Source organism: Stenotrophomonas maltophilia, assembly GCF_003970865.1.
GTDB lineage: Bacteria > Pseudomonadota > Gammaproteobacteria > Xanthomonadales > Xanthomonadaceae > Stenotrophomonas > Stenotrophomonas maltophilia_AR.
On record NZ_RXLZ01000009.1, the window covers coordinates 64,107 to 84,319 of the forward strand.

10 protein-coding genes and 1 riboswitch are annotated in these 20,213 nt (G+C 66.5%); of the genes, 4 read left to right on the plus strand and 6 right to left on the minus strand.

Annotated features, from left to right (window positions below; all coding sequences use genetic code 11):
• Positions 1–35: 35 nt before the first annotated feature.
• Positions 36–1,700 carry an MFS transporter gene (locus tag EKL94_RS04735; protein WP_126928192.1) on the minus strand — a complete coding sequence of 555 codons (1,665 nt, stop codon included), beginning with the start codon at positions 1,698–1,700 and terminating at the stop codon, positions 36–38.
• A gap of 94 nt (positions 1,701–1,794) precedes the next feature.
• A complete protein-coding gene (locus tag EKL94_RS04740; protein WP_126928193.1) occupies positions 1,795–3,222 on the minus strand; it encodes a DcaP family trimeric outer membrane transporter in 1,428 nt (475 codons plus the stop codon).
• A gap of 245 nt (positions 3,223–3,467) precedes the next feature.
• On the opposite strand from EKL94_RS04740, the gene acs reads away from it, so the two are divergent.
• From acs to EKL94_RS04755, 3 genes are all read left to right on the plus strand, one after another.
• On the plus strand, positions 3,468–5,411 hold the full coding sequence (gene acs / locus EKL94_RS04745) for an acetate--CoA ligase (protein ID WP_110714184.1): 1,944 nt from the start codon (positions 3,468–3,470) through the stop codon (positions 5,409–5,411).
• A gap of 121 nt (positions 5,412–5,532) precedes the next feature.
• A complete protein-coding gene (locus EKL94_RS04750) occupies positions 5,533–6,198 on the plus strand; it encodes a response regulator transcription factor (protein ID WP_005420420.1) in 666 nt (221 codons plus the stop codon).
• 336 nt (positions 6,199–6,534) lie between these two features.
• Positions 6,535–6,624, plus strand: a riboswitch (yybP-ykoY riboswitch).
• Positions 6,625–6,712: 88 nt separating this feature from the next.
• Entirely contained in the window at positions 6,713–7,288 is a 576-nt protein-coding gene (locus EKL94_RS04755) for a manganese efflux pump MntP (RefSeq protein ID WP_126928194.1), read from the plus strand.
• Positions 7,289–7,360: 72 nt separating this feature from the next.
• Here EKL94_RS04755 and EKL94_RS04760 read toward each other — a convergent pair whose 3' ends face one another.
• Both EKL94_RS04760 and EKL94_RS04765 read right to left on the minus strand, forming a co-directional pair.
• Positions 7,361–10,807 carry a hybrid sensor histidine kinase/response regulator gene (locus tag EKL94_RS04760; RefSeq protein WP_126928195.1) on the minus strand — a complete coding sequence of 1,149 codons (3,447 nt, stop codon included), beginning with the start codon at positions 10,805–10,807 and terminating at the stop codon, positions 7,361–7,363.
• 135 nt (positions 10,808–10,942) lie between these two features.
• The gene (locus tag EKL94_RS04765; RefSeq protein WP_126928196.1) at positions 10,943–13,090 is read right to left on the minus strand and encodes a S46 family peptidase; all 2,148 of its coding nucleotides are present in this window, start codon (positions 13,088–13,090) and stop codon (positions 10,943–10,945) included.
• A 323-nt stretch (positions 13,091–13,413) separates the two neighbouring features.
• Here EKL94_RS04765 and EKL94_RS04770 point away from each other — a divergent pair, with 323 nt between their 5' ends.
• Positions 13,414–14,238, plus strand: a complete 825-nt coding sequence (locus EKL94_RS04770) for a hypothetical protein (protein WP_126928197.1) — start codon at positions 13,414–13,416, stop codon at positions 14,236–14,238.
• Positions 14,239–14,530: 292 nt separating this feature from the next.
• On the opposite strand, the gene EKL94_RS04775 is transcribed toward EKL94_RS04770, so the two are convergent.
• Complete coding sequence (locus tag EKL94_RS04775; protein ID WP_126928198.1) at positions 14,531–18,391, minus strand: translocation/assembly module TamB domain-containing protein; 3,861 nt, start codon at positions 18,389–18,391, stop codon at positions 14,531–14,533.
• Positions 18,388–20,184, minus strand: coding sequence for an autotransporter assembly complex protein TamA (locus EKL94_RS04780; RefSeq protein ID WP_126928211.1), 1,797 nt, complete (start codon positions 20,182–20,184; stop codon positions 18,388–18,390). The genes EKL94_RS04775 and EKL94_RS04780 overlap by 4 nt, the downstream gene beginning before the upstream one ends.
• Positions 20,185–20,213: the final 29 nt, after the last annotated feature.

Here is a 20,213-nt window from a genome sequence, read left to right on the forward strand (position 1 = left end):
ACCGCGGCCTCCCTTCATTGCATGGAACCCACCGGTTACTTGGTGATATCCACGTCCTTGGTCTCGCGCAGGAACAGGCCGCCGACCACCACCGACATCAGCGCGATGATGATGGGGTACCACAAGCCGTAGTACAGGTTGCCGGTACCGGCCACCAGCGCGAACGAGATTGCCGGCAGGAAGCCACCGAACCAGCCGTTGCCAATGTGGTACGGCAGCGACATCGAGGTGTAGCGGATGCGGGTCGGGAACAGTTCGACCAGGTAGGCGGCGATCGGGCCGTAGACCATGGTCACGTACAGCACCAGCAGCCACAGCATGAAGATGGTGCCGGCGATGTTGATGCGGGCGCCATCGGCCTTGGCCGGGTAGCTGGCGGTGGTCAGGGCGGTCTTCAGTTCCGCACCGAACGCATCGGCCTTGGCCTTGCCGTCTTCCTTGGTCAGGCCGGCGGCCTCATACGAGGTGACACTGGCGCTGCCCACGTTCACCATCGCCAGCGAGCCGGCGGCGGCGGGCTGCACGTCGTACGGCACACCGGCCTTGGTCAGCGCAGCGGTGGCCACGTCGCAGGAGCTGGTGAACTTGCGCAGGCCAACCGGATCGAACTGGAACGAGCAGGTATTCGGATCGGCCACGACCAGGGCCGGCGAACTGCTGCGGGCTTCTTCGATGGCCGGGTTGGCGAAGTGGGTCAGGCCCTTGAAGATCGGGATGTAGGTAACAGCCGCCAGCAGGCAGCCGGCCAGGATGATCTTCTTGCGGCCGATGCGGTCGGACAGCCAGCCGAAGAAGATGAAGAACGGCACGCCCAGCGCCAGCGCGGCCGCGATCAGCAGGTAGGAGGTGGTGGCATCGACCTTCAGCATGCTGCTGAGGAAGAACAGCGCGTAGAACTGGCCGCCGTACCAGACCACGGCCTGGCCGGCTGCAGCGCCGAGCAGGACCAGCAGCATCAGCTTCAGGTTGCCGCCCTTCAGGCTGTCACGGAACGGCGTCTTGGAGCCCTTGCCTTCGGACTTCATCTGCTGGAACAGCGGCGACTCGCTCAGCTGCAGGCGGATCCACACGGACACGCCCAGCAGCAGGATCGAGACCAGGAACGGAATGCGCCAGCCCCAGGCTTCGAAGGCTTCATTGCCCAGGAAGTAGCGGCAGGCCAGGATGATCAGCAGCGACATGAACAGGCCGAGCGTGGCGGTGCACTGGATGAAGCTGGTGTACAGGCCGCGCTTGTCGTCCGGCGCATGCTCGGCCACGTAGGTGGCGGCACCGCCGTACTCGCCGCCCATCGCCAGGCCCTGGGCCAGGCGCAGGATGATCAGGATCACCGGTGCGGCGAAGCCGATCGAGGCGTAGTTGGGCAGCACGCCAACCAGGAAGGTCGAGATGCCCATGATCAGGATGGTGACCAGGAAGGTGTACTTGCGGCCGATGCGGTCGCCGAGGCTGCCGAAGAAGGCCGCGCCGAACGGACGCACGAAGAAGCCGGCGGCGAACGCCAGCAGGGCGAAGATCATGCCCGTGGTTTCATTGACGCCACTGAAGAACTGCTTGGCAATGATGGCCGCGAGCGAGCCGTACAGGAAGAAGTCATACCACTCGAACACCGTGCCGAGGCTCGAGGCGAAAATGACTTTCTTGTGGCCCTTGGTCAGGGTGCCCGCCGCATTGTGCGGGCTTGATGCAGTGCTGGACATAAGACGCTTCCCCTCCGAAGCAATCGTTGTTGGTGGGTGCCGACCGTTGGTCGGCACACAATCTCTGTAGGTGCCGACCTTGGTCGGCACTCATTTAGAAGCTGTACTTGGTGGTGAACTGCAACCGGGTGATATCACCCTTGTTGCCGTTCTCCACTTCGCGACGGCCGTACATCAGCTCGGCGCCGATATCGACCTTGGGCAGCGGCGAGTAGAAGATGTTGCCGCGGATGCTCTGCACGCTCTTGGTCACCAGCGGGCCGAGGATGCTGTCGTTGTCGTAGTCGCTGCGCGCATAGATCAGGTTGGTGCGCAGCTTCGACGAGAACGCATGCCGCCAGCCCACGTAGCCGGCAAGCACGCCGGTCGGGTTGAGCTCGTCGCGGGCCACGTCATAGGCACTGTCCGCGGTGATGCCCAGGCCGATGTAGCGGGCGATGCCTTCGCCGCCGGTCAGCTGGTAGTGCAGCGAATCGCTGTCACCCATCACCCACTTGCCGCCCAGGGTCAGGCCGCCGGCCACCTTGTCGGCCTTGGCGCCGGTGGCCTGGTTGTCGACCTTCAGCTGACGGACGATACCGCCGACACCGAAGGTGCCCCACTCGCCCTTCCAGCCATAGCGCATGGTCAGATCGGGCAGGCTGCCACGGTCGGAGTTGGCGCTGGCGTTGGTCCACGCGCCGGTGACCGGATTGCGGGTACCGGTGAGGGTGGTGGTTTCCGGGTTTTCCAGCGCGAAGCTGAAGCCGCCCTGGGTGTAGCGCACCTGGGCCTGGCGCACGAAGATCACGCCGTCGGTGGGGCCGACGAAGTCGACCGCTTCCGGCAGTGCGGCCGCGTCCATGAAGTTGGACCAGGTCTGGCCGGCCATCCAGTTGTTCCAGTACATGTAGGCGTGGCGCAGGGTCACACCGTAGGTATTGGTGGCGGTCTGGTTGCCCAGCGAGTTGCCGAAGAAGTCCATCTCGAAGAACGCACCGGCCTTGTTGCCCGATTCGCTCACGTTGTCGATGCCCAGGTTGAAGCGCGAGAACTTGGCGTGGGCATTGAAGTCGGTACCCGAACGCTTGCCGCTGCCGCCGGCGCCTTCCACCGGGGTCTGGCCCGGCAGGTACAGTGAGCGGCCGGTGGCGTCGTCGGCCAACTGGCCATCGCTGGTCTGGGTGGCCAGGAAGTCGGCCTTGATGAAGCCGCCGATCTTGACCGTGGTGCCCGGCGCCGCGCCCGGGGTGATGGTGGTGACCTGGATCGGCTGCTTGCCCGCCGGCACCTGTGCGACCGGCTTCTGCTCGGCCTGCACCGTGCGGACTTCGGTCACCGCCTGCTGGGTCTGGCTGATCTGGGTCTGTTGTTGTTGCTGCGAAGACAGCAGCAGCTGGACCTGGCGTTCCAGTTCAGCAACGCGTGCTTCCAGCGCTTTCTCTTTGGCGGTCTCTGCGAACGCCATGCCCGGTGCGACCAGGGCGACCAACAGGCAGGCCGCCAAAGGTTTGCGCACGGCTTTCAACGTACGGTGGCTCATGTTGCCCTCTCTCCCAAGTGGCAAGGTGATGCCGCGCGTGGGGCACGGTCGAGCCGAGACTGCGGGGCGTTCACGCACAGCGGCTATTGGCCATTGGTCGAACCCGGCCCTGCTGGGCGCTCACTTTCGACCATGGTCTAACCAAGGTGGTGACGCGGCCGGGGGTGGATGGGGCAAACTGAAGGGGATCGGTCGCTGCGATGCTGCGACCGCACATACAAAGTCAACGTGCAAGTGAGGGTGCCATGGCTGATATCTACCCCGTCGATCCGCAGTTCGCCGCCAAGGCACGCATCGACAAGACGTCGTACGAACAGCAGTACCAGGCTTCGGTGACCGACCCGGATGGTTTCTGGGGCAAGGCCGCCGAGCGCCTGCAATGGATGCGCAAGCCGACGAAGATCAAGAACGTCAGCTACGACCTGTCCGACTTCCACATCAAGTGGTTCGAGGATGGCGAGCTCAATGCCAGCGTGAACTGCCTGGATCGCCAGCTGGAAACGCGCGGCGACAAGACCGCCCTGCTGTTCGAGCCGGACGGCCCGGATGCACCGGCCCAGCACGTGACCTATCGCGAGCTGTACGAGCGCACCTGCCGCCTCGGCAACGCGCTGCGCAACCTGGGCGTCAAGAAGGGCGACCGCGTCACCATCTACCTGCCGATGATCGTCGACGCCGCCGTGGCCATGCTGGCCTGCGCGCGCATCGGTGCGATCCACTCGGTGGTGTTCGGTGGCTTCGCGCCGAACTCGATCGCCGACCGCGTCAGCGACTGCCAGAGCAAGCTGATCATCACCGCCGACGAAGGCCTGCGCGGTGGCCGCAGGATTCCGCTGAAGGCCAACGTCGATGCCGCGCTGAAGCTGCCCGGCACCAATACCGTGGAAACCGTGCTGGTGGTGCGCCACACCGGCGGCGCGGTGGACATGCAGGCCCCGCGCGACCGCTGGTTCCACGACGTGGTGGACAGCCAGCCGGCCACCTGCGAGCCGGAACGCATGAACGCGGAAGACCCGCTGTTCATCCTCTACACCTCCGGTTCCACCGGCAAGCCGAAGGGCGTGCTGCACACCACCGGCGGTTACCTGCTGTATGCGGCCTACACCCATGAAGCGGTGTTCGACCTGCGCGAAGACGACATCTACTGGTGCACCGCCGACGTCGGCTGGGTCACCGGTCACAGCTACATCGTGTACGGCCCGCTGGCCAACGGCGCGACCTCGCTGATGTTCGAAGGCGTGCCGAACTACCCGGACACCTCGCGCTTCTGGAACGTCATCGACAAGCACAAGGTGACCATCTTCTATACCGCCCCGACCGCCATCCGTGCGCTGATGCGCGAAGGCGAGGAACCGGTGAAGAAGACCTCACGCGCGTCGCTGCGCCTGCTCGGCAGCGTCGGCGAGCCGATCAATCCGGAAGCCTGGCGCTGGTACTACGAGGTGGTCGGTGACAGCCGCTGCCCGATCGTCGATACCTGGTGGCAGACCGAGACCGGCGGCATCCTGATCTCACCGCTGGCCGGCGCGATGGACCTCAAGCCGGGTTCGGCCACCCTGCCCTTCTTCGGCGTGCAGCCGGCGCTGGTCAATGCCGATGGCGAGATCCAGGACGGCCCGACCGAGGGCAACCTGATCATCCGTGATTCCTGGCCTGGCCAGATGCGCACGGTGTACGGCGACCACCAGCGTTTCATCGATACGTATTTCCGTACCTACCCGGGCAGCTACTTCACCGGCGACGGTTGCCGCCGCGACGAAGACGGCTACTACTGGATCACCGGCCGCGTCGATGACGTGATCAATGTGTCCGGCCACCGCATCGGCACCGCCGAAGTGGAAAGCGCGCTGGTCTCGCACCCGAAGGTGGCCGAAGCGGCCGTGGTCGGCTTCCCGCACGACGTGAAGGGCCAGGGCATCTACGCCTACGTCACCCTGGTGGCCGAAGAGGCACCGAGCGACGAGTTGCAGAAGGAACTGGTTGCCTGGGTGCGCAAGGAGATCGGTCCGATCGCCACGCCGGACCACCTGCAGTGGGCGCCGGGCCTGCCGAAGACCCGCTCGGGCAAGATCATGCGCCGCATCCTGCGCAAGATCGCCGAGAACGCGCCTGACCAGCTCGGTGACACCTCGACCCTGGCCGATCCGTCGGTGGTGGCGTCGCTGGTGGACGAGCGCAAGGTGCGCTGATGGCGTGACTGCAGGCGCAGGACGCGCCAGGGACGTGGCCGGGAGGAGGGACCCGGCCGTGTCCGACCCGTCCTGCACCTGCCATCACGTCGCTCTTTTTCCTGATCGATAAGCTCGACCCATGACCACCCTCCTGATTGCCGATGACCACCCGCTGTTCCGCGAAGCCCTGCGTGGGGCCGTGCAGCGGGTCATCCCGGGCGTACAACTGTTCGAGGCCGACAGCGTGGAAGCGCTGTACGCGCTGGCCGACCAGCACAACGACGCCGACCTGGTCCTGATGGACCTCAACATGCCGGGTGCGCAGGGCTTCAACGCACTGGTGCACATGCGCTCACTGCACCCGCAGCTGCCGGTGGTGGTAGTGTCCGCACGCGAAGAAGCCACGGTGATGCGCCGCGCGCTCGACCACGGCGCGCTGGGCTTCATTCCGAAGTCTGCGGATTCGGACACCATCGGCCACGCACTGGGCACCATCCTCGATGGCGAGACCTGGGCACCGCCGGAAGCGCACAACGTGCCGCCTACCGGCAGCGAAGAACGCGAAGTCGGCCAGCGCCTGCGCGAGCTGACCCCGCAGCAGTTCCGCGTGCTGCAGATGCTGGGCGCAGGCCGCTTGAACAAGCAGATCGCCTACGACCTCAACGTTTCCGAAGCGACGATCAAGGCCCACGTCACCGCCATCCTGCGCAAGCTGGGCGTGACCAACCGCACCCAGGCGGTGCTGATGGCCGGCAAGCTGGCGATCGACGACGACGCCATCGTGCTGCCGCCGGAAGAAGATTGACGGTAGTGCCGGCCGCTGGCCGGCATTGGCCTGGAACGTGCAACATCATCTGAAACCGCACTGGTAGGTGCCAAGCTTGCTTGGCACGCTTTCCACGCTGCCCTGCCGGCCAGCGGCCGGCACTACCGCATTCCCGGTAGGTGCCAAGCTTGATTGGCACGCTCTCCACGCTGCCCTGCCGGCCAGCGGCCTGCACTACCGCATCCCCGGTGGGTGCCAAGTTTGCTTGGCACGCCTTTGCTTCGCCCTGTTATAGCCATCGCTATACAAACCAGCCCTGCCTGCGCGTTTCGCTGGAAATGCGCCACGCGCGAATCGCGATGCTAAGCTTCGCGTCCCCTTGGGGAGTAGCCGGATTCCTACGCAGGAATCGTCCACGTCAACATACTCGGCCAGTGCGCCGTGGCGTGGACAACCATGATGGTTGGCGAGACCAGCGGCCCGCGCGCGCAACGTCAGGTTGGGCGCGAGCGCAGGCCGTGCGTCCGTCCTAGCCCGACCTCAGCAGCCGCCCATGTCCCCCATTTCGATCCTCCTGATCGGCTTTGCCATGTCCACCGATGCCTTCGCCGCGGCGATCGGCAAGGGTGCGGCCATGCGCAAGCCGGTGTTCCGCGATGCACTGCGTGCCGGCATCATCTTCGGCGTCATCGAGGCGATCACGCCCATCATCGGCTGGCTGCTCGGCCGCGCCGCGCTGCAGTACGTCGAAGCCTTCGACCACTGGATCGCCTTCGGCCTGCTCGGTGCGCTGGGCATCCACATGATCTACAACGGCCTGCGTCCGGACAGTGGCGAGGAAAACGAAGACCCCTCGCAGCACCACGGCTTCTGGAAGCTGGCGCTGACCGGTTTCGCCACCAGCATCGACGCGATGGCGGTGGGCATCGGCCTGGCCTTCATGGACGTGCATATCGGCGTGATGGCCGCGGTCATCGGCCTGTGCACGCTGACCATGGTCACCGCCGGCATCATGCTCGGCCGTGTGCTGGGCAGCATGGTGGGCAAGCGTGCCGAGATCATCGGTGGCGTGATCCTGGTGATCATCGGCGCGACGATCCTGTACGAACACCTGCACGGTGTGGGGTAACGCTTCCGCGATTACGTGGTTGCCGGCCAGCGGCCGGCACTACCTGACGTCACATCCACGCATGGCGTGGATCTACTGCGCGTCGCGCAGCGCGCCCAGGAAGGCGCGCAGCGAGGCCGGCTTGATCGGCTTGGTCAGCACGCGATAGCCGCGTTCGCGTGCCATCCGCTTCAGCTCGTCGCGGCCATCGGCGGTCAGCAACGCACCCGGCAGCGGGTAGCCGGCGGCTTCGCGCAGCGCCACCAGCGCATCCAGGCCATCCATGCGGTCGTGCAGGTGGTAATCCACCAGCATCACCTGAGGGCGCTCGGCAATCTTCTCCAGCGCCTGGTCGACGGTGGCAGCGGTGATCACCTGCACCTGCCAGCGACCCAGTAGCGCGCGCATGCCGTCGAGGATCTCTTCATCGTTGTCCACGCACAGCACGCGCAGGCCCGCCAGTGAATCGCTGCGCAATGGTACGGTCACGGCCTGTACCGGCGTGGCCAGCTCGGTGTAGCCCGGCAGCGGCGCCACCCGCGGCAGGATGATCGAGAACATCGAACCACGACCCACGCGACTGCGTGCATTGAGGCGATGGTCGAGCAGGCGCGAGATGCGCTGGCAGATCGACAGGCCCAGCCCCAACCCCTGCTCACCCCAATCGAACGGTTGCTGGTAGCGGTGGAACTCTTCGAAGATCTGCCGCATGTGGTGCTCGGGAATACCGGGGCCGGTATCCCATACCTGCAGCTCCACCTCGTCACCGCGCTGGCGCACGGCCAGCACGATGCGGCCCTGGCGGGTGTAGCGCAGCGCATTGGCCATGAAGTTCTGCAGCACGCGGCGCAGCAGACGGCGGTCACTGCGCACCCATGCAGGTCGTGCGAACAGGTCCAGGCGCAGGCCACGACCGGCGGCGACCGGGGTGTACTGTGCGGCCAGTTCGCGCATCAGCGCGCTCACGTCGAACTCGCCGATCACCGGATGCAGGCCACCGGCATCCAGACGCGATACATCCAGCAGGCCATCGAGCAGTTCTTCGGCCGCGCGCAGCGACGCATCCACGCGTTCGGCCAGATGCTTCTGCTCGTCGCTCACGTGATCACTGTCGCGCAGCGCGGAAGCAAACAGGCGCGCTGCATTCAACGGCTGCAGCACGTCATGGCTGATCGCCGCCAGGAAGCGGGTCTTCGACTGCTGCGCGACCTCGGCCTCATGCGAGCGCTCGGCCACGCGCTGTTCCAGCGTCTCGTTGGCCTCCAACAGTGCTTTTTCCGCGTGCTTGTAGTCGGTGATGTCGTTGTAGCTGGTCACGTAACCGCCACCGGGCAGCGCCTGGCCACGCATCTCGATCACCTTGCCGTCGCTGCGGGTGCGCTCGAACACGTGCGGTGAACCAGCGCGCATGTAGCCGATGCGGCGATTGATCTGCACTTCGATATCGCCCTCGCCCAGCTCGCCGCGCTCGGCGTTGTAGCGGATCAGGTCGGCCACGGGGCGGCCCACGTAGAGCATGCCGTCGGGGTAGCCGAACATGTCCTGGTAGCGACGATTCCACGCGGTCAGCCGCATGTCCGGATCGACCACGCTGACCCCGGCGCTGATGTTCTCCAGCGTGGTCGACAGGATCTCGCGGTTGAAGCGCAGTTCCTGTCCGGCTTCGTCCAGCACCGCCACCACTTCGCCCAGGTCCATGCCCGAGCCACGCAGCAGGCTGGTCAGCAGCAGGCGCGCCGAGGCCGCACCAATCGACGCGGCCAGCAGGCGCTCGGTGAACTGCACCCACGGCCGGTCCGCTGGCGCCGAGGATTGCAGCTCCCGGCCCAGCGACTGCGCCTGCTCGAAGAACGAGCGCCGCGCATGGCGCTCGCCGACCACGCGCGAGGCCAGCGCCAGCAGATCGCCCACATGCACGTGACCCGGCCAACCACCCGCCACCGAGGGGCGTTCGGCATACGGGTCGAGGAAGGGTGCGGCGCGCAGGCGCTCGTCGACACCGGGCCGCCAGCGCGCGGACACCAGCATCATCGTTGCCGCATTGACCAGCAGCGACCAGAACGTGCCATGGGTCAGCGGGTCCCACCCGGTCATGCCAAACAGCTGTTGCGGACGCAGCCAGGTGATGCCGAACGGGCCGTCCTGCACCCAGCCGGCATCCATCCAGCCGGCCATGGTCATCGCCGGCAGCAACAGCGTATACAACCAGGTGGCAAAGCCCAGCAGCATGCCGGTCTCGACACCGCGGCGGCTGGCACCGCGCCAGTACAGGCCGCCAATCAGGCCCGGCGCGAACTGCGCCACGGCGGCAAACGCCATCAGGCCGTAAGAGGCCAGGGTGCTGTCATTGCTGCTGCTGCGGTAGTAGCTGTACGCCATCAGCGCCAGCAGCAGGATCGCAAGGCGTCGGATCCACAGCACCCGCGAGGCGACGTCGGCCGCTTCCTGGTGATCGCCACTGCGACGCAGCAGCACCGGCATCACCAGGTCGTTGCTGACCATGGTAGCCAGCGCGATGGACGAGACAATGACCATGCCGGTGGCCGCCGAGAAGCCGCCCACATAGGCGATCAGCGCCAGCGCATTGCGCCCTTCAGCCAACGGCAGCGCCAGCACCATCGAGTCATCGGCAACGCCGCTGCCCACGCCAAATAGGCTGACACCGGCCGTGGCGATCGGCAGCACCATCGCCGAAATCAGCACCAGATAGCCACCAAACATCCAGCGTGCACGGCGTACATCGCGCACATCACCGCATTCGACCACCGCCACATGGAACTGGCGCGGCAGGCAGATGATGGCGAGGAAGCTGAGCAGGGTCTGCGAGATGAAACCCACTGGCGGCAACCCGGTGAACAGCGTATGCACCGACTCCACCACGGCCTCGTTGCGGTCGCTGAGCCAGACGTAGGCGAATACGCCCACCGCCACCATCGCCACCAGCTTGATCACCGACTCCAGCGCAATGGCCAGCATCATGCCGTGGTGGTGCTCGGTGGCATCGACCTGGCGGGTACCGAACAGGGTGGCGAACAACGCCATCAGCAGCGCCACGTAAAGCGCCGGATCGGTGAAGAAGCCGGTCGGGCCGGTGTTGCCGGTCAGCACCTGCAGGCTCATCGCCACCGCTTTGTACTGCAGCGCCAGGTACGGAATGATGCCGATCAGCGCGATGATCGCCACCAGTGCCGCCAACCGCCGCGAGCGGCCGAAGCGCGAGGAGATGAAATCGGCGATGGAGACCACGTTCTGGCTGCGTGCGATCAGCGCCAGGCGCTCGATGATGCGCCAGCCGAACAGCAGCAGCAGCAGCGGGCCGATGTAGATCGGCAGGTAGCCCACGCCGTTGCGCACGGCGGTGCCGACCGCGCCGTAGAAGGTCCACGACGAGCAGTACACGGCCAGCGCCAGGCTGTAGACCACCGGCCGCAGCCACGGCCGGTCGGGGTACATCGGCCGACGGTCGCCCCACCACGCCACGCCGAACAGCAGCGCGGCATAGGCAACCGAGACCAGCAGCAGGATCCAGCTGGAGACCACGCGCGCGTTTCCGTCGGGAGAACCCGCAGTGTAGGCCAGGCGTGGCCGGGGGTGCGGGCTCGTTGGGGGCAACCACCCCCACCAAGGTGGGGGCCTACGCGGTGCGGGCCACGACCGTTGGTCGTGCCCGGCTTCTTACTGGGCCGGCACGCCCATTTCCTTCAGCAGCTCGGGCGCCGGGTAGACCTTGGCCAGCAGCCAGCGCAGGTAGCGCATGTCCACGTGCACGGCACGCTTGTAGCGCGGGTCGAACCACCAGCTGGCACTGACCGATTCCCAGTTGCTGTCGAAGTTCAGGCCGATCAGTTCGCCCTTGGCGTTGAGCACCGGCGAGCCGGAGTTGCCGCCGGTGGTGTCCAGGTTGGTCAGGAAATTGACCGTCTGGGTCTTCAGTGCCGGGTCGGCGGTGCTGCCGAAGTCACCCTTGGCGATGGCTGCCAGCAGCGGCTTGGGTGCATCGAACGGATAGGCGTTGGTGTTCTTCTCGACGATGCCGGCCACGGTGGTCACCGGCGAGTAGGTCACGCCATCGCGCGGGTGCAGCGCCTCCACCTTGCCGTAGCTGATACGCAGGGTGCGGTTGGCATCCGGGTACACGGCGCGGCCCTGCTTGGCACGCCAGGCGAACAGCGCCTGCATGTAGGCCGGGCGCAGGCGCAGCTGCTCGCCTTCGCGGGTCTTGCTCTCGTTCTCGATGCGCAGTTGCGCGGCCACCAGCGGGCCGGCCACGGCGATCAGCGGATCGGCGGCCAGCGACTTGCCTTCGCGCGCAGCAGCGAAGCGCGACAGGCGCTGCGCCTCGTCACCCAGCTGGGTGCCGGCATACAGGGTGTCCAGCGCCTTGGCCAGCTGCTGCGGGGTACGGCCGAAGGCCGCGTCGAACTCGGCCACGCGCTGCGCGTCCGGCAGCTTCTGGTAGCGGGTCAGCAGGGTGGTCAGCAGCGCCTTCTCGACCTCCGGCGCGTAGCGGCGCTGGACCTGCTTGAGCACGCCTTCGATCATCGCCTGGTCGCGCTGCTGGAAACCGCTCTCGCGCTGCGCGTCCGGCTTGGCCGATTCGATGCGCAGGCGCTCCAGCAGCAGCGCAGAGCGCAGCAGCTGGCTCTGCGCGGCCATCTGGTCCAGCAGCAGGTCACGCTCGCCCACCGCCGCGCCCTGCGACAGGTTGCCCAGCAGCGCTTGGATGTCGCCCTGGTACTTGCGGTCGGTCGCGGCCAGCATCGCCGTCTCGTCGGCGGCACGCTGGGCCTTGGCATCGCTGCGCAGCAGGCCTTCCAGTTCACCGGCAGCGCGCTTGCGGTTGTTCTTCAGCGACTGCAGCTGCGAGGCATAGCGGGTGCGCGCCTGCGCATCCTTGGCGCTGGCGGCCTCGATGGTGTCGATCATCTGCTGGAACACCGACACGCGGCGTGGCAGCACAGCATCGATCTGGCCGGCGAATTCGGCCGCGGTGCGGTGGCGGTAGGTGATGCCCGGGTAACCGGCCAGCATCGCGTAGTCGCCTTCCTTCGGGCCTTCCACCGACATCTGCAGGTGCGCCGGCGCCTGGTAGGGCACGTTGTCCTTGCTGTAGGCGGCCGGCTTGCCGTCCTTGCCGACGTAGGCGCGCAGCAGGGTGAAGTCGCCGGTGTGGCGCGGCCACATGAAGTTGTCGATCTCGTCGCCGTAGTTGCCGATCGCACGCGGCGGCGCGTACACCAGGCGCACGTCGCTCAGTTCCAGCTGGGCGATGCGGTAGAAGTCGGTGCCGTAGTACATGTTGGCCACCGAGCAGCGCACGCTGCCGTCCTTCTCGCACTCGGCCACGATCTGCTTGCTGGCCGCATCGACGGCATCGAAGTAGGCGCGGCCGGTCTTGCCACGCGCCTGCGCCAGCACCTGGTCGGTCACCTTGTCGAAGCCGACGGTGACCAGCACGCGGAAGTCCGGGTTGGCCGGGCGCTCGTCGGCACGGTCCTTGGCGATGAAGCCACCGTTGATCAGGTCGTGCTCGGGCGAGCTGTTGTACTGGATCACGCCCATCGCCACGTGGTGGTTGGTCAGCAGCAGGCCGTCGGCGGACACGAACGAGCCGGTGCCGCCACCGGCACGCACCACGGCGCTCAGCGGCGGCGCAGTGACATTGGCCAGGTCGGCCGGATTGCCCTTGAAACCTGCGGCCTGCAGCGGCTTGGCCAGTTCCGGCAGCTGGGTCGGCATCCACATGCCTTCATCGGCGTGGGCGCCGGCGGCGAGGGTCAGGCCCAGGGCCAGGGCGGTGGGAAGGGCTTTGCGTGGTGACATGAGGCAATCCGGTACGACAGAACAGCCCGGGACCATAGCCGCTGGGGCCGGATGGGGCAACGGCCGATGGTTGGGGCGGCACGTTCATTGACGATGTTCGCCGCCTACAATCGATATCCCATCACATGCGGTCAGGGAAGCGGCATGAGCGTCGGCATCGACCCGGGCACCCCCTATTCGCCGGTAAGCATTCACGAGACAGGTGGCAGTCGGCTGTTCCCTACTGCAGACGGCGAACTACTGACGCCTTCGGTTGTCGGCCATCCGGTGCACGGTCTGGCGAATTTCAAGCGCCGGATGGGCCCAGGCCGTCAGATCCGGCTGTGCGATCGGAGCTTCTGCTGCGAGGGACTGTTGCCACCGGATTTGAGGGGGCGCAATCCATCGGCCCATTTCTGGAGCTGCCACGCATGAGCGACGCATCGAAACTGACCGAACGCACTGCCGCCGAGGACCTTGCCCACCGCATCATCGCCAAGGGCCAGCAGTGCGATCCGGCAGCCTTCGCGTTGTGGTTCCAGCAGTGCCTGGAGCTGCAGAAGCTGACCGATTGCAAAGAACTGAAGCTGGCAACATGGCGGCTGCTGATGGGCGGGAACGTGCCGTTGCAGAGCGCGAATTTCGAGCGGCTTGACGCACACTTCCAGTGGTACGACCGAGGCAACGTACGCGAATCCTACGACATGGCCGCCCATGGCCGGAACATGCACATCCGCTGGTTGCTGTTGCGAGGCAACGAGGTTGCTCTTGCTCGCTACATGCATCGCGATGATGCACCGGTTTCTGTGGCACAAGCCCGCGCGCGCGTGGCTCGGCTGAGTGGGCCCTGGCGACCGCTACGCGCACGCTGGCAGGCGCGGTCAGCGCACACGCGACGCGAGATGCGCGACACTCTGCACTACCTGGTCGGCGAGCCCATCATGTGGTTCGTGGTTCCGCCACCGCCGTTGCAGCGCAAGCAGGTCCTGTTCTGGGCGGCAGCGGCCGGTAATCGGCTGCCTTCAGCGCCGCGCCGCCGAAGGCCCCTGTGGCAGCGTGTTGTCGTGGCGCTGCTGTTGGCGTGCACCCTGTTGGGCGTTGTAGCGATGGTCTACAGGGCCTCTACCGTGAATCGATCGGTGCAGGGTCCCGATGAAGCCAGCCCATGAGCGAATGATTGGGTTGCGGGTCACGACCGCGGTTCGGTCAGCGCATTGGTCCTGCTGGTCGTCGACAGCGGTACTTACTGCGCATCACCCATCAGTTCTTGCAACGCTTCGCCCCGAAGGGGCTCGACGCGCTGAGCCCGGTTCGGTGGACACGGTCGTGATGGTCGCGCCGGTACGGATGCAGGTCTACTGGGCGAAAGACCTTCATGCTCATCAAGGCCGTCTGCGATGGCCTAACCGTTGATTGCGGCAGCGCCGTGCCCGGCGCTACCGCAGCCACGCATGGCGGGCTCTACTTCTCCCGCCGCCAGTTGATCGACCCACGGTTTTCCACCGTGCTCGACTCCACTTCCACGTCGAAGCCACGACGCAGCAGGTACTTCAGCGTGATCACCGAACCAGCACCGACCAGCGACACGCCGTAGCCGACGTACAGCTTCGGCGAGATGTACTTGCCGACGCCGATCACCGAACCACCCAGCGCGCGCGACTGGCTCACGCCGGCATCGTCCAGGCCCAGCTTGGCACCCAGCTGCGAGGCCAGCAGGCCGCTGCCCGCAGACAATGCGGCAGAGGCCGCGTTGACCTGCTGGGTCTGGTCGCTGCTGGCACCGGTCAGGCTGCGGCCCAGCACCAGGTAGGCCAGTGCTTCGGACTGCGACATCGCCGGATCGGACCACACGTCCGCACGCGGTTGCTGCGCACGCCCGGTCACGTCGATGCCGGCGGTGACATCACCGATCCGGCGCTCGGCACGGATGTTGATGCGCGGGTCGGACACCGCGTTGTAGTTCCAGGTGAGGTTGCCGCGGGTGATGGTCAGGTCCTGCCCATACGCCTTGTAGCGTCCACTCACTTCCAGGCCGCCATTGGCGGTCATCTCGCGGCCGGGCTTGGCCCAGACCTGCATCTTCCCGGTCAGCGCGCCCTTCAGGCCGAAGCCGGTCATCTTCACCTTGTCACCAAGGCTGACAACCAGCTCCATGTCCAACGGCGAGGTGCGCGACTCTTCCGGATCGGCCGGGTCCAGCACCACCACGTCTTCGGACACCGAGGTGCCGCGGTCCAGGCGCTCCAGGTCGATGTCGGCCTCGGGCACGTGCACGGTACCGCGCAGTTCCATCGCCGCCTTGGCCAGGGTGAAGTCGAGGTTGGGGTTGGCGACGATGCGCAGCTCGCTGGTGTTGGACAGCAGCACGTTGTCGCCGTGGATCTTCAACTGCAGCGGCTGTGCATCACCGAACCACGACAGGCCGCCATCGACATACAGCGTGCCCTGGCCCGAGTTGGCCTGCGCGGTGATCTTGGCCGAACCGTCGGGCTGGGCCACGAAGCTGCCCTTGCCCTGGTCGAAGGTCAGGCCCAGCGCCGGGAATTCACCCTTGAAATTGCTCAGCTGGGCGTCACCGCCCAGCGAGGGCTGGCCGCGCGTGCCGCGCAGGCTGACGTGGCCTTCGATCAGGCCGGTCGGGCGCACGATGTCCGGCGAGAACAGCTCCAGCCAGTACAGCCGCGACATGTTGAGATAGAGCTCGCCGTTCAACGGCGCGCTGGCTTCCCAGCCGGTCTGCATCCTGGCATCGACAAAGCCGTTGCCCTGGAAGCCCATGCCCAGATAGCCCTTGATGCTGGCTGGGGTCATGTCGAGCTTGAGCGAGAACTGGTCATAGCGCACCAGCTCGCCGCGGGTGGTGTCCCCCACGGTGTTGCGGTTCTCGCCCAGGCGCACGCCGCCTTCCTTCGAGCGTACTTCCACATGGCCTTCCCAGGCGTTGCCGCGCGGGCGGATCTGCGCGTCCAGGCTGACATCGCCGCGCAGGTAGATGCGACGGCCGGATTGCGGCGGCAACCACGGCTGCACCAGCGCCAGTGGCAGTGCATCACTGCGCACCACCAGGCCCTCGCGCGGCCAGTTGGCCTGTGCGCACAGTGTGCCGCTGCTGGCAGCGGCCAGGCAGGCTTCGCCCAGCGTGTAGTTGCTGCCATTGATCGCGAACGCCGCCGGTGCACGCAGCGACCAGGCATCACCCTTCACCGGTGCGATGCGCAGCGCGGCCAGCTCGCCGCGCCACTGCGCGCCCTGTTGGCGGACGCTGCCCTGCAGCTCGATCGCGCCCATCTCGTTGCGGGTCTGCGCGGCCAGGCGCAGGTTGGAGACACTGCCCTGCGCATCCACGTTCAAGCGTTCCAGCAGCATGCCGGCATTGACCTGCTGGCCCTGGATCGCCAGCGTGCCGCTGTCGCCGCGCCACGGCAGGTGGCCCTTGATGCTCACGCTCTCGGCGCCGTAGCCGTCCCAGTTGAGGTTGTTGCCGACCAGGTCGGCGGTGATGTCCGGCGCATCGCGCGGGCCCTTCACCTGTACCTGCCCACGCAGGCCGCCATCGGCGCCCGGCAGCAGATCGCTCAGCTGCAGTGGCTCGAAGCGCGCATCGATGTCGAGGCGATCACCGACCTTGCCCGAAGCGGTCACCCGGCTGCTGCCCAGCGCCAGCTTCAGGTCACCCTGGCCCTGCGCGCCCTGCAGCGCGAACTTGCCCTGCGCATCGAGATTGCGCTGGCGCAGCACGCCCTTCAGCGACGGCAGATCGACCGTGGCTTCCAGCGTGCCGGCGGTGCCCGGCGGCGCGTTTGCCGGCGGCGGCAGCTGGCGGCCCTTGGAGGCCAGGTTGCCGGACAGGCGGCCATTCCAGCCCGGCACGAAATAGCCGGGGTCGAAGTCCTTCAGCGTGGCCTTGGCATCCCAGTCAAGCTGCGGTGCCCACGCCACCTGGCCTTCCACCTGCAGCTGGCCACCCGGCGTCTGCGCCTGCAGCTGGTGGATCGACGCGGCCTGGTCGTTGCCGCGCACATCGAAGTGCAGCTGCGCCTTCTGCGCGTCACGCTCGACCTCGGCGCGGCCGATCGCGGCCCAGGCCTTCAGGGTACCGGCCAGACCGAAGCGTGCCTCGTTCAAGGTGACCGGCACCGGTGCACTGCCGGCGGTGTTCGGGTCCGCCGCTGGCACGTAGGTCAGATCATGTGCGACCACCGAGAAGTTGAGCTTCTGCTGGTCTTCCTGGCTGAAATCGGCGGTGCCCTCAAGCCGTGCTTCGCCACCAAGGCCCTTCACCAGCAGCGGCGAGACCTTCAGTACCTGGTCCTGCAGCGACACCACCGACGGTGCCAGTTCCAGTTCCTGATCGCCCTGCTTCACCTTGCCGCGCAGGTTGGCGTTGCCGCCCTTGCCGGCAGCGGTGAAGTCCAGCGCCAGCGGCGCGATCGCCGAGCTGGCCAGTGCCGGCGACAGCAGCGCCAGATCCAGCTCGTCACTGCGGATGCTGGCGCTCCAGCTCGGATCGGTGCGGCCATCGAACACCAGCATCGCGTGCAACGGCTTCGGCGCGCGCCCGGCTACGGCCACTTCCATGTGCGACAGGTCACCACGGGCGACCAGGCCGACGGTGGCGGCCGTGCGGCCACGCGGCGCCGGCAGCACCGCGGTGACGGTCACGTCGGTGTCGTAGTCCTTGGCCGGGATGTAGCGGCCCTGGGCGGTGAAATTGCCCATGTCGCTGTCCACCACCAGCTTGTGCGCCTGGAACTCGCCGTTGGCGATCTCGATGCCACCACGCACGCGGCTGATGTCGATCACCGGTTCGTTGGCCTGGCTGATGCGGAAGCCATCGATGGCGATGGCATCGGCCTGGATCGCCAGCGGCATCTCGATCTGCGGCAGCGAATCCGGCCACGACGGCAGCTTGAACGGCTCGTCACTCTTGGCCAGGTTCAGCGTCGCGTTGGTCAGCTCCAGCTTGTCCAGCAGCAGCTTGCGGCCCAGCAGCGGGCGCAGGTCCGGCTCCAGGTGCGCGCGCTCGGCATGGAAATGGATGTCGTCGTAGCGGAAGTCGACGTTGTACAGGGTCAGCGGGCCGGCCACCGGGCCTTCCACCTTGTCCCAGGTGAAGCTGGCGCCCACCGGCAGCCGTGCCACCACCTGTGCCAGCAGCACGTCACGGCCGGCCACGGTCTGCAGCAGCCAGTACACCGCCAGCAGGGCCAGCAGCACCAGGCCCAGCACGCCCACACCGGACCAGGCCCAGAAGCGGCGGCGGCGGTAGAAGCGCACGCGCGGCGGCGTGGTCGGGTTCGGAGTGGGTGCGGGCGTACTCACAGGTCCGCTCCGATGTTGAGGTACAGCTGGAACTGCGAATCCGGGTTGTTCAGGCCATGCGCCACGTCGATGCGCACCGGGCCCACCGGCGATTTCCAGCGCACGCCGAAGCCGACGCCGGTGTGCAGATCAATGGTGTTGTCGAAGGCGCTGCCGGTATCGACGAACACCGCCGCACCCCAGGGGCCGCCATTGAAGTAGTGCTCGTACTCGGCCGAGCCGATCACCAGGTTCTTGGCGCCCAGCGCGTACTTGTCCGGTGCCGGGGTCCGCGGGCCCACCTCGCGATAGGCATAGCCGCGGATGCTGCGGTCGCCACCGGCGAAGTAGCGCAGGCTCGGCGGCATCGCCACCAGGTCGCTGGTCCAGGTGGTGCCACCCTCGCCGCGCAGGATCAGGCGGTTGCTTTCGCCCACCGGGATGTACCAGCGCAGCACGGCGTTGGCCTGTATGAAGCTGGTGTCCGAACCCGCGCCCTCCACACCGGCGCGCATCGTCGCGGTACCGCTGATGCCCTTGCGCGGGAACAGTTCGTCATCGACGTTGACGTAGTCGGCGACCAGCTGCGGGTAGACCAGCGTCGAGGTGTTGTAGACCGCATCGGTGAATTCGGTGCCGGAGGCATAGCGCCAGCGCTCGCGCAGCGCGTTGATCGAGGCGATCGCGGTCCAGTGTTCGTTGATCTCGCCGCTGCGGCTGGCGATCAGCTTGAAGTTGCGCAGGTCGATGTAGTCGGTCTGCTCGTCGTAAGCGCTGGCAGCGAAGGTGTACCAGCCATCAAGCCAGTTGAAGGCCGGAATGCGGTAGCTGGTGACCAGGCTCTTGCGCTTCTGCGCATAGTCCAGCTGCGTGTTCATCTTGTGGCCGCGGTTGTTCAGCCACCGCCGTTCGATGCCACCGCGCACACCCGGGCCACTCTCGCTGCCGTAGCTCAGACCCGCGGTATAGATGGTGCGCTTGGCACGGGTCAGCTTCACATCCACCGGCACTTCGCCGTTCGCATCGGCCTGGTCGGGCCGTGGCTGGATGTCGATCACGCTGAAGTAGTCCAGCTTGGTCAGCGATTCGCGCAGCCGGTCCAGCTTGCCCTCGTGGAAGTAGCTGCCCTGTTCCCAGTACACCAGCGGGTCGAACAGCTTGTCGACGAAATAATCCTGCTCGAAACGCACCGGCCCCATGTTGTAACGGCGGCCGCTGTCCCAGGTCAGGTCGATGTCGGCCGCGTTGTCGGCACGGGTGATCTGCACCTGGCGCTGGGTGTAGTCGGCATCGAAATAGCCACGTTCGGCCAGGCGACGGGTGACGGTGATCTTGCTGGCTTCGTACTGCGTGTGCTCGAAACGCTGGCCCTTGCGCGGCTTGAACGCGGCCAGGTCGTCCTGCAGGTACTGGTCGTACATCGCCGGCCCGGTGATGTCGATGTGCTCGCGGCGGACGGTGACCGGGGTGCCCTTGTCGACATGGATCAGCACGCGCACGTGCTCGTCCTCGCGCGGCGCCTCGACCTTGATCACCGGGTTGTAGTACCCGAACGGTTCCAGTGCCTGGCGGGTCTGACGCTCGGCCTGTGACAGCAGGTACTCCAGGCGCGATTCGCCCTGTTCCTTGCCGATCGTGTCGTACAGCGACAGCGATTCCTGGATGTTCTCGATGATTGCGGCGTCGTCGCCCTTGTCCAATCCCTTGATGTCCACCTTGTCGATGGTGCCGCGCGCGTGGGCCACGGAGGTGGCGGCCAGCGACAGGACCATCAGCGGCAGGGCGTATTTCTTTGGCTGCATGCGGCACAGCATACCGACCGAAGGTGACGATGCGAAATGCA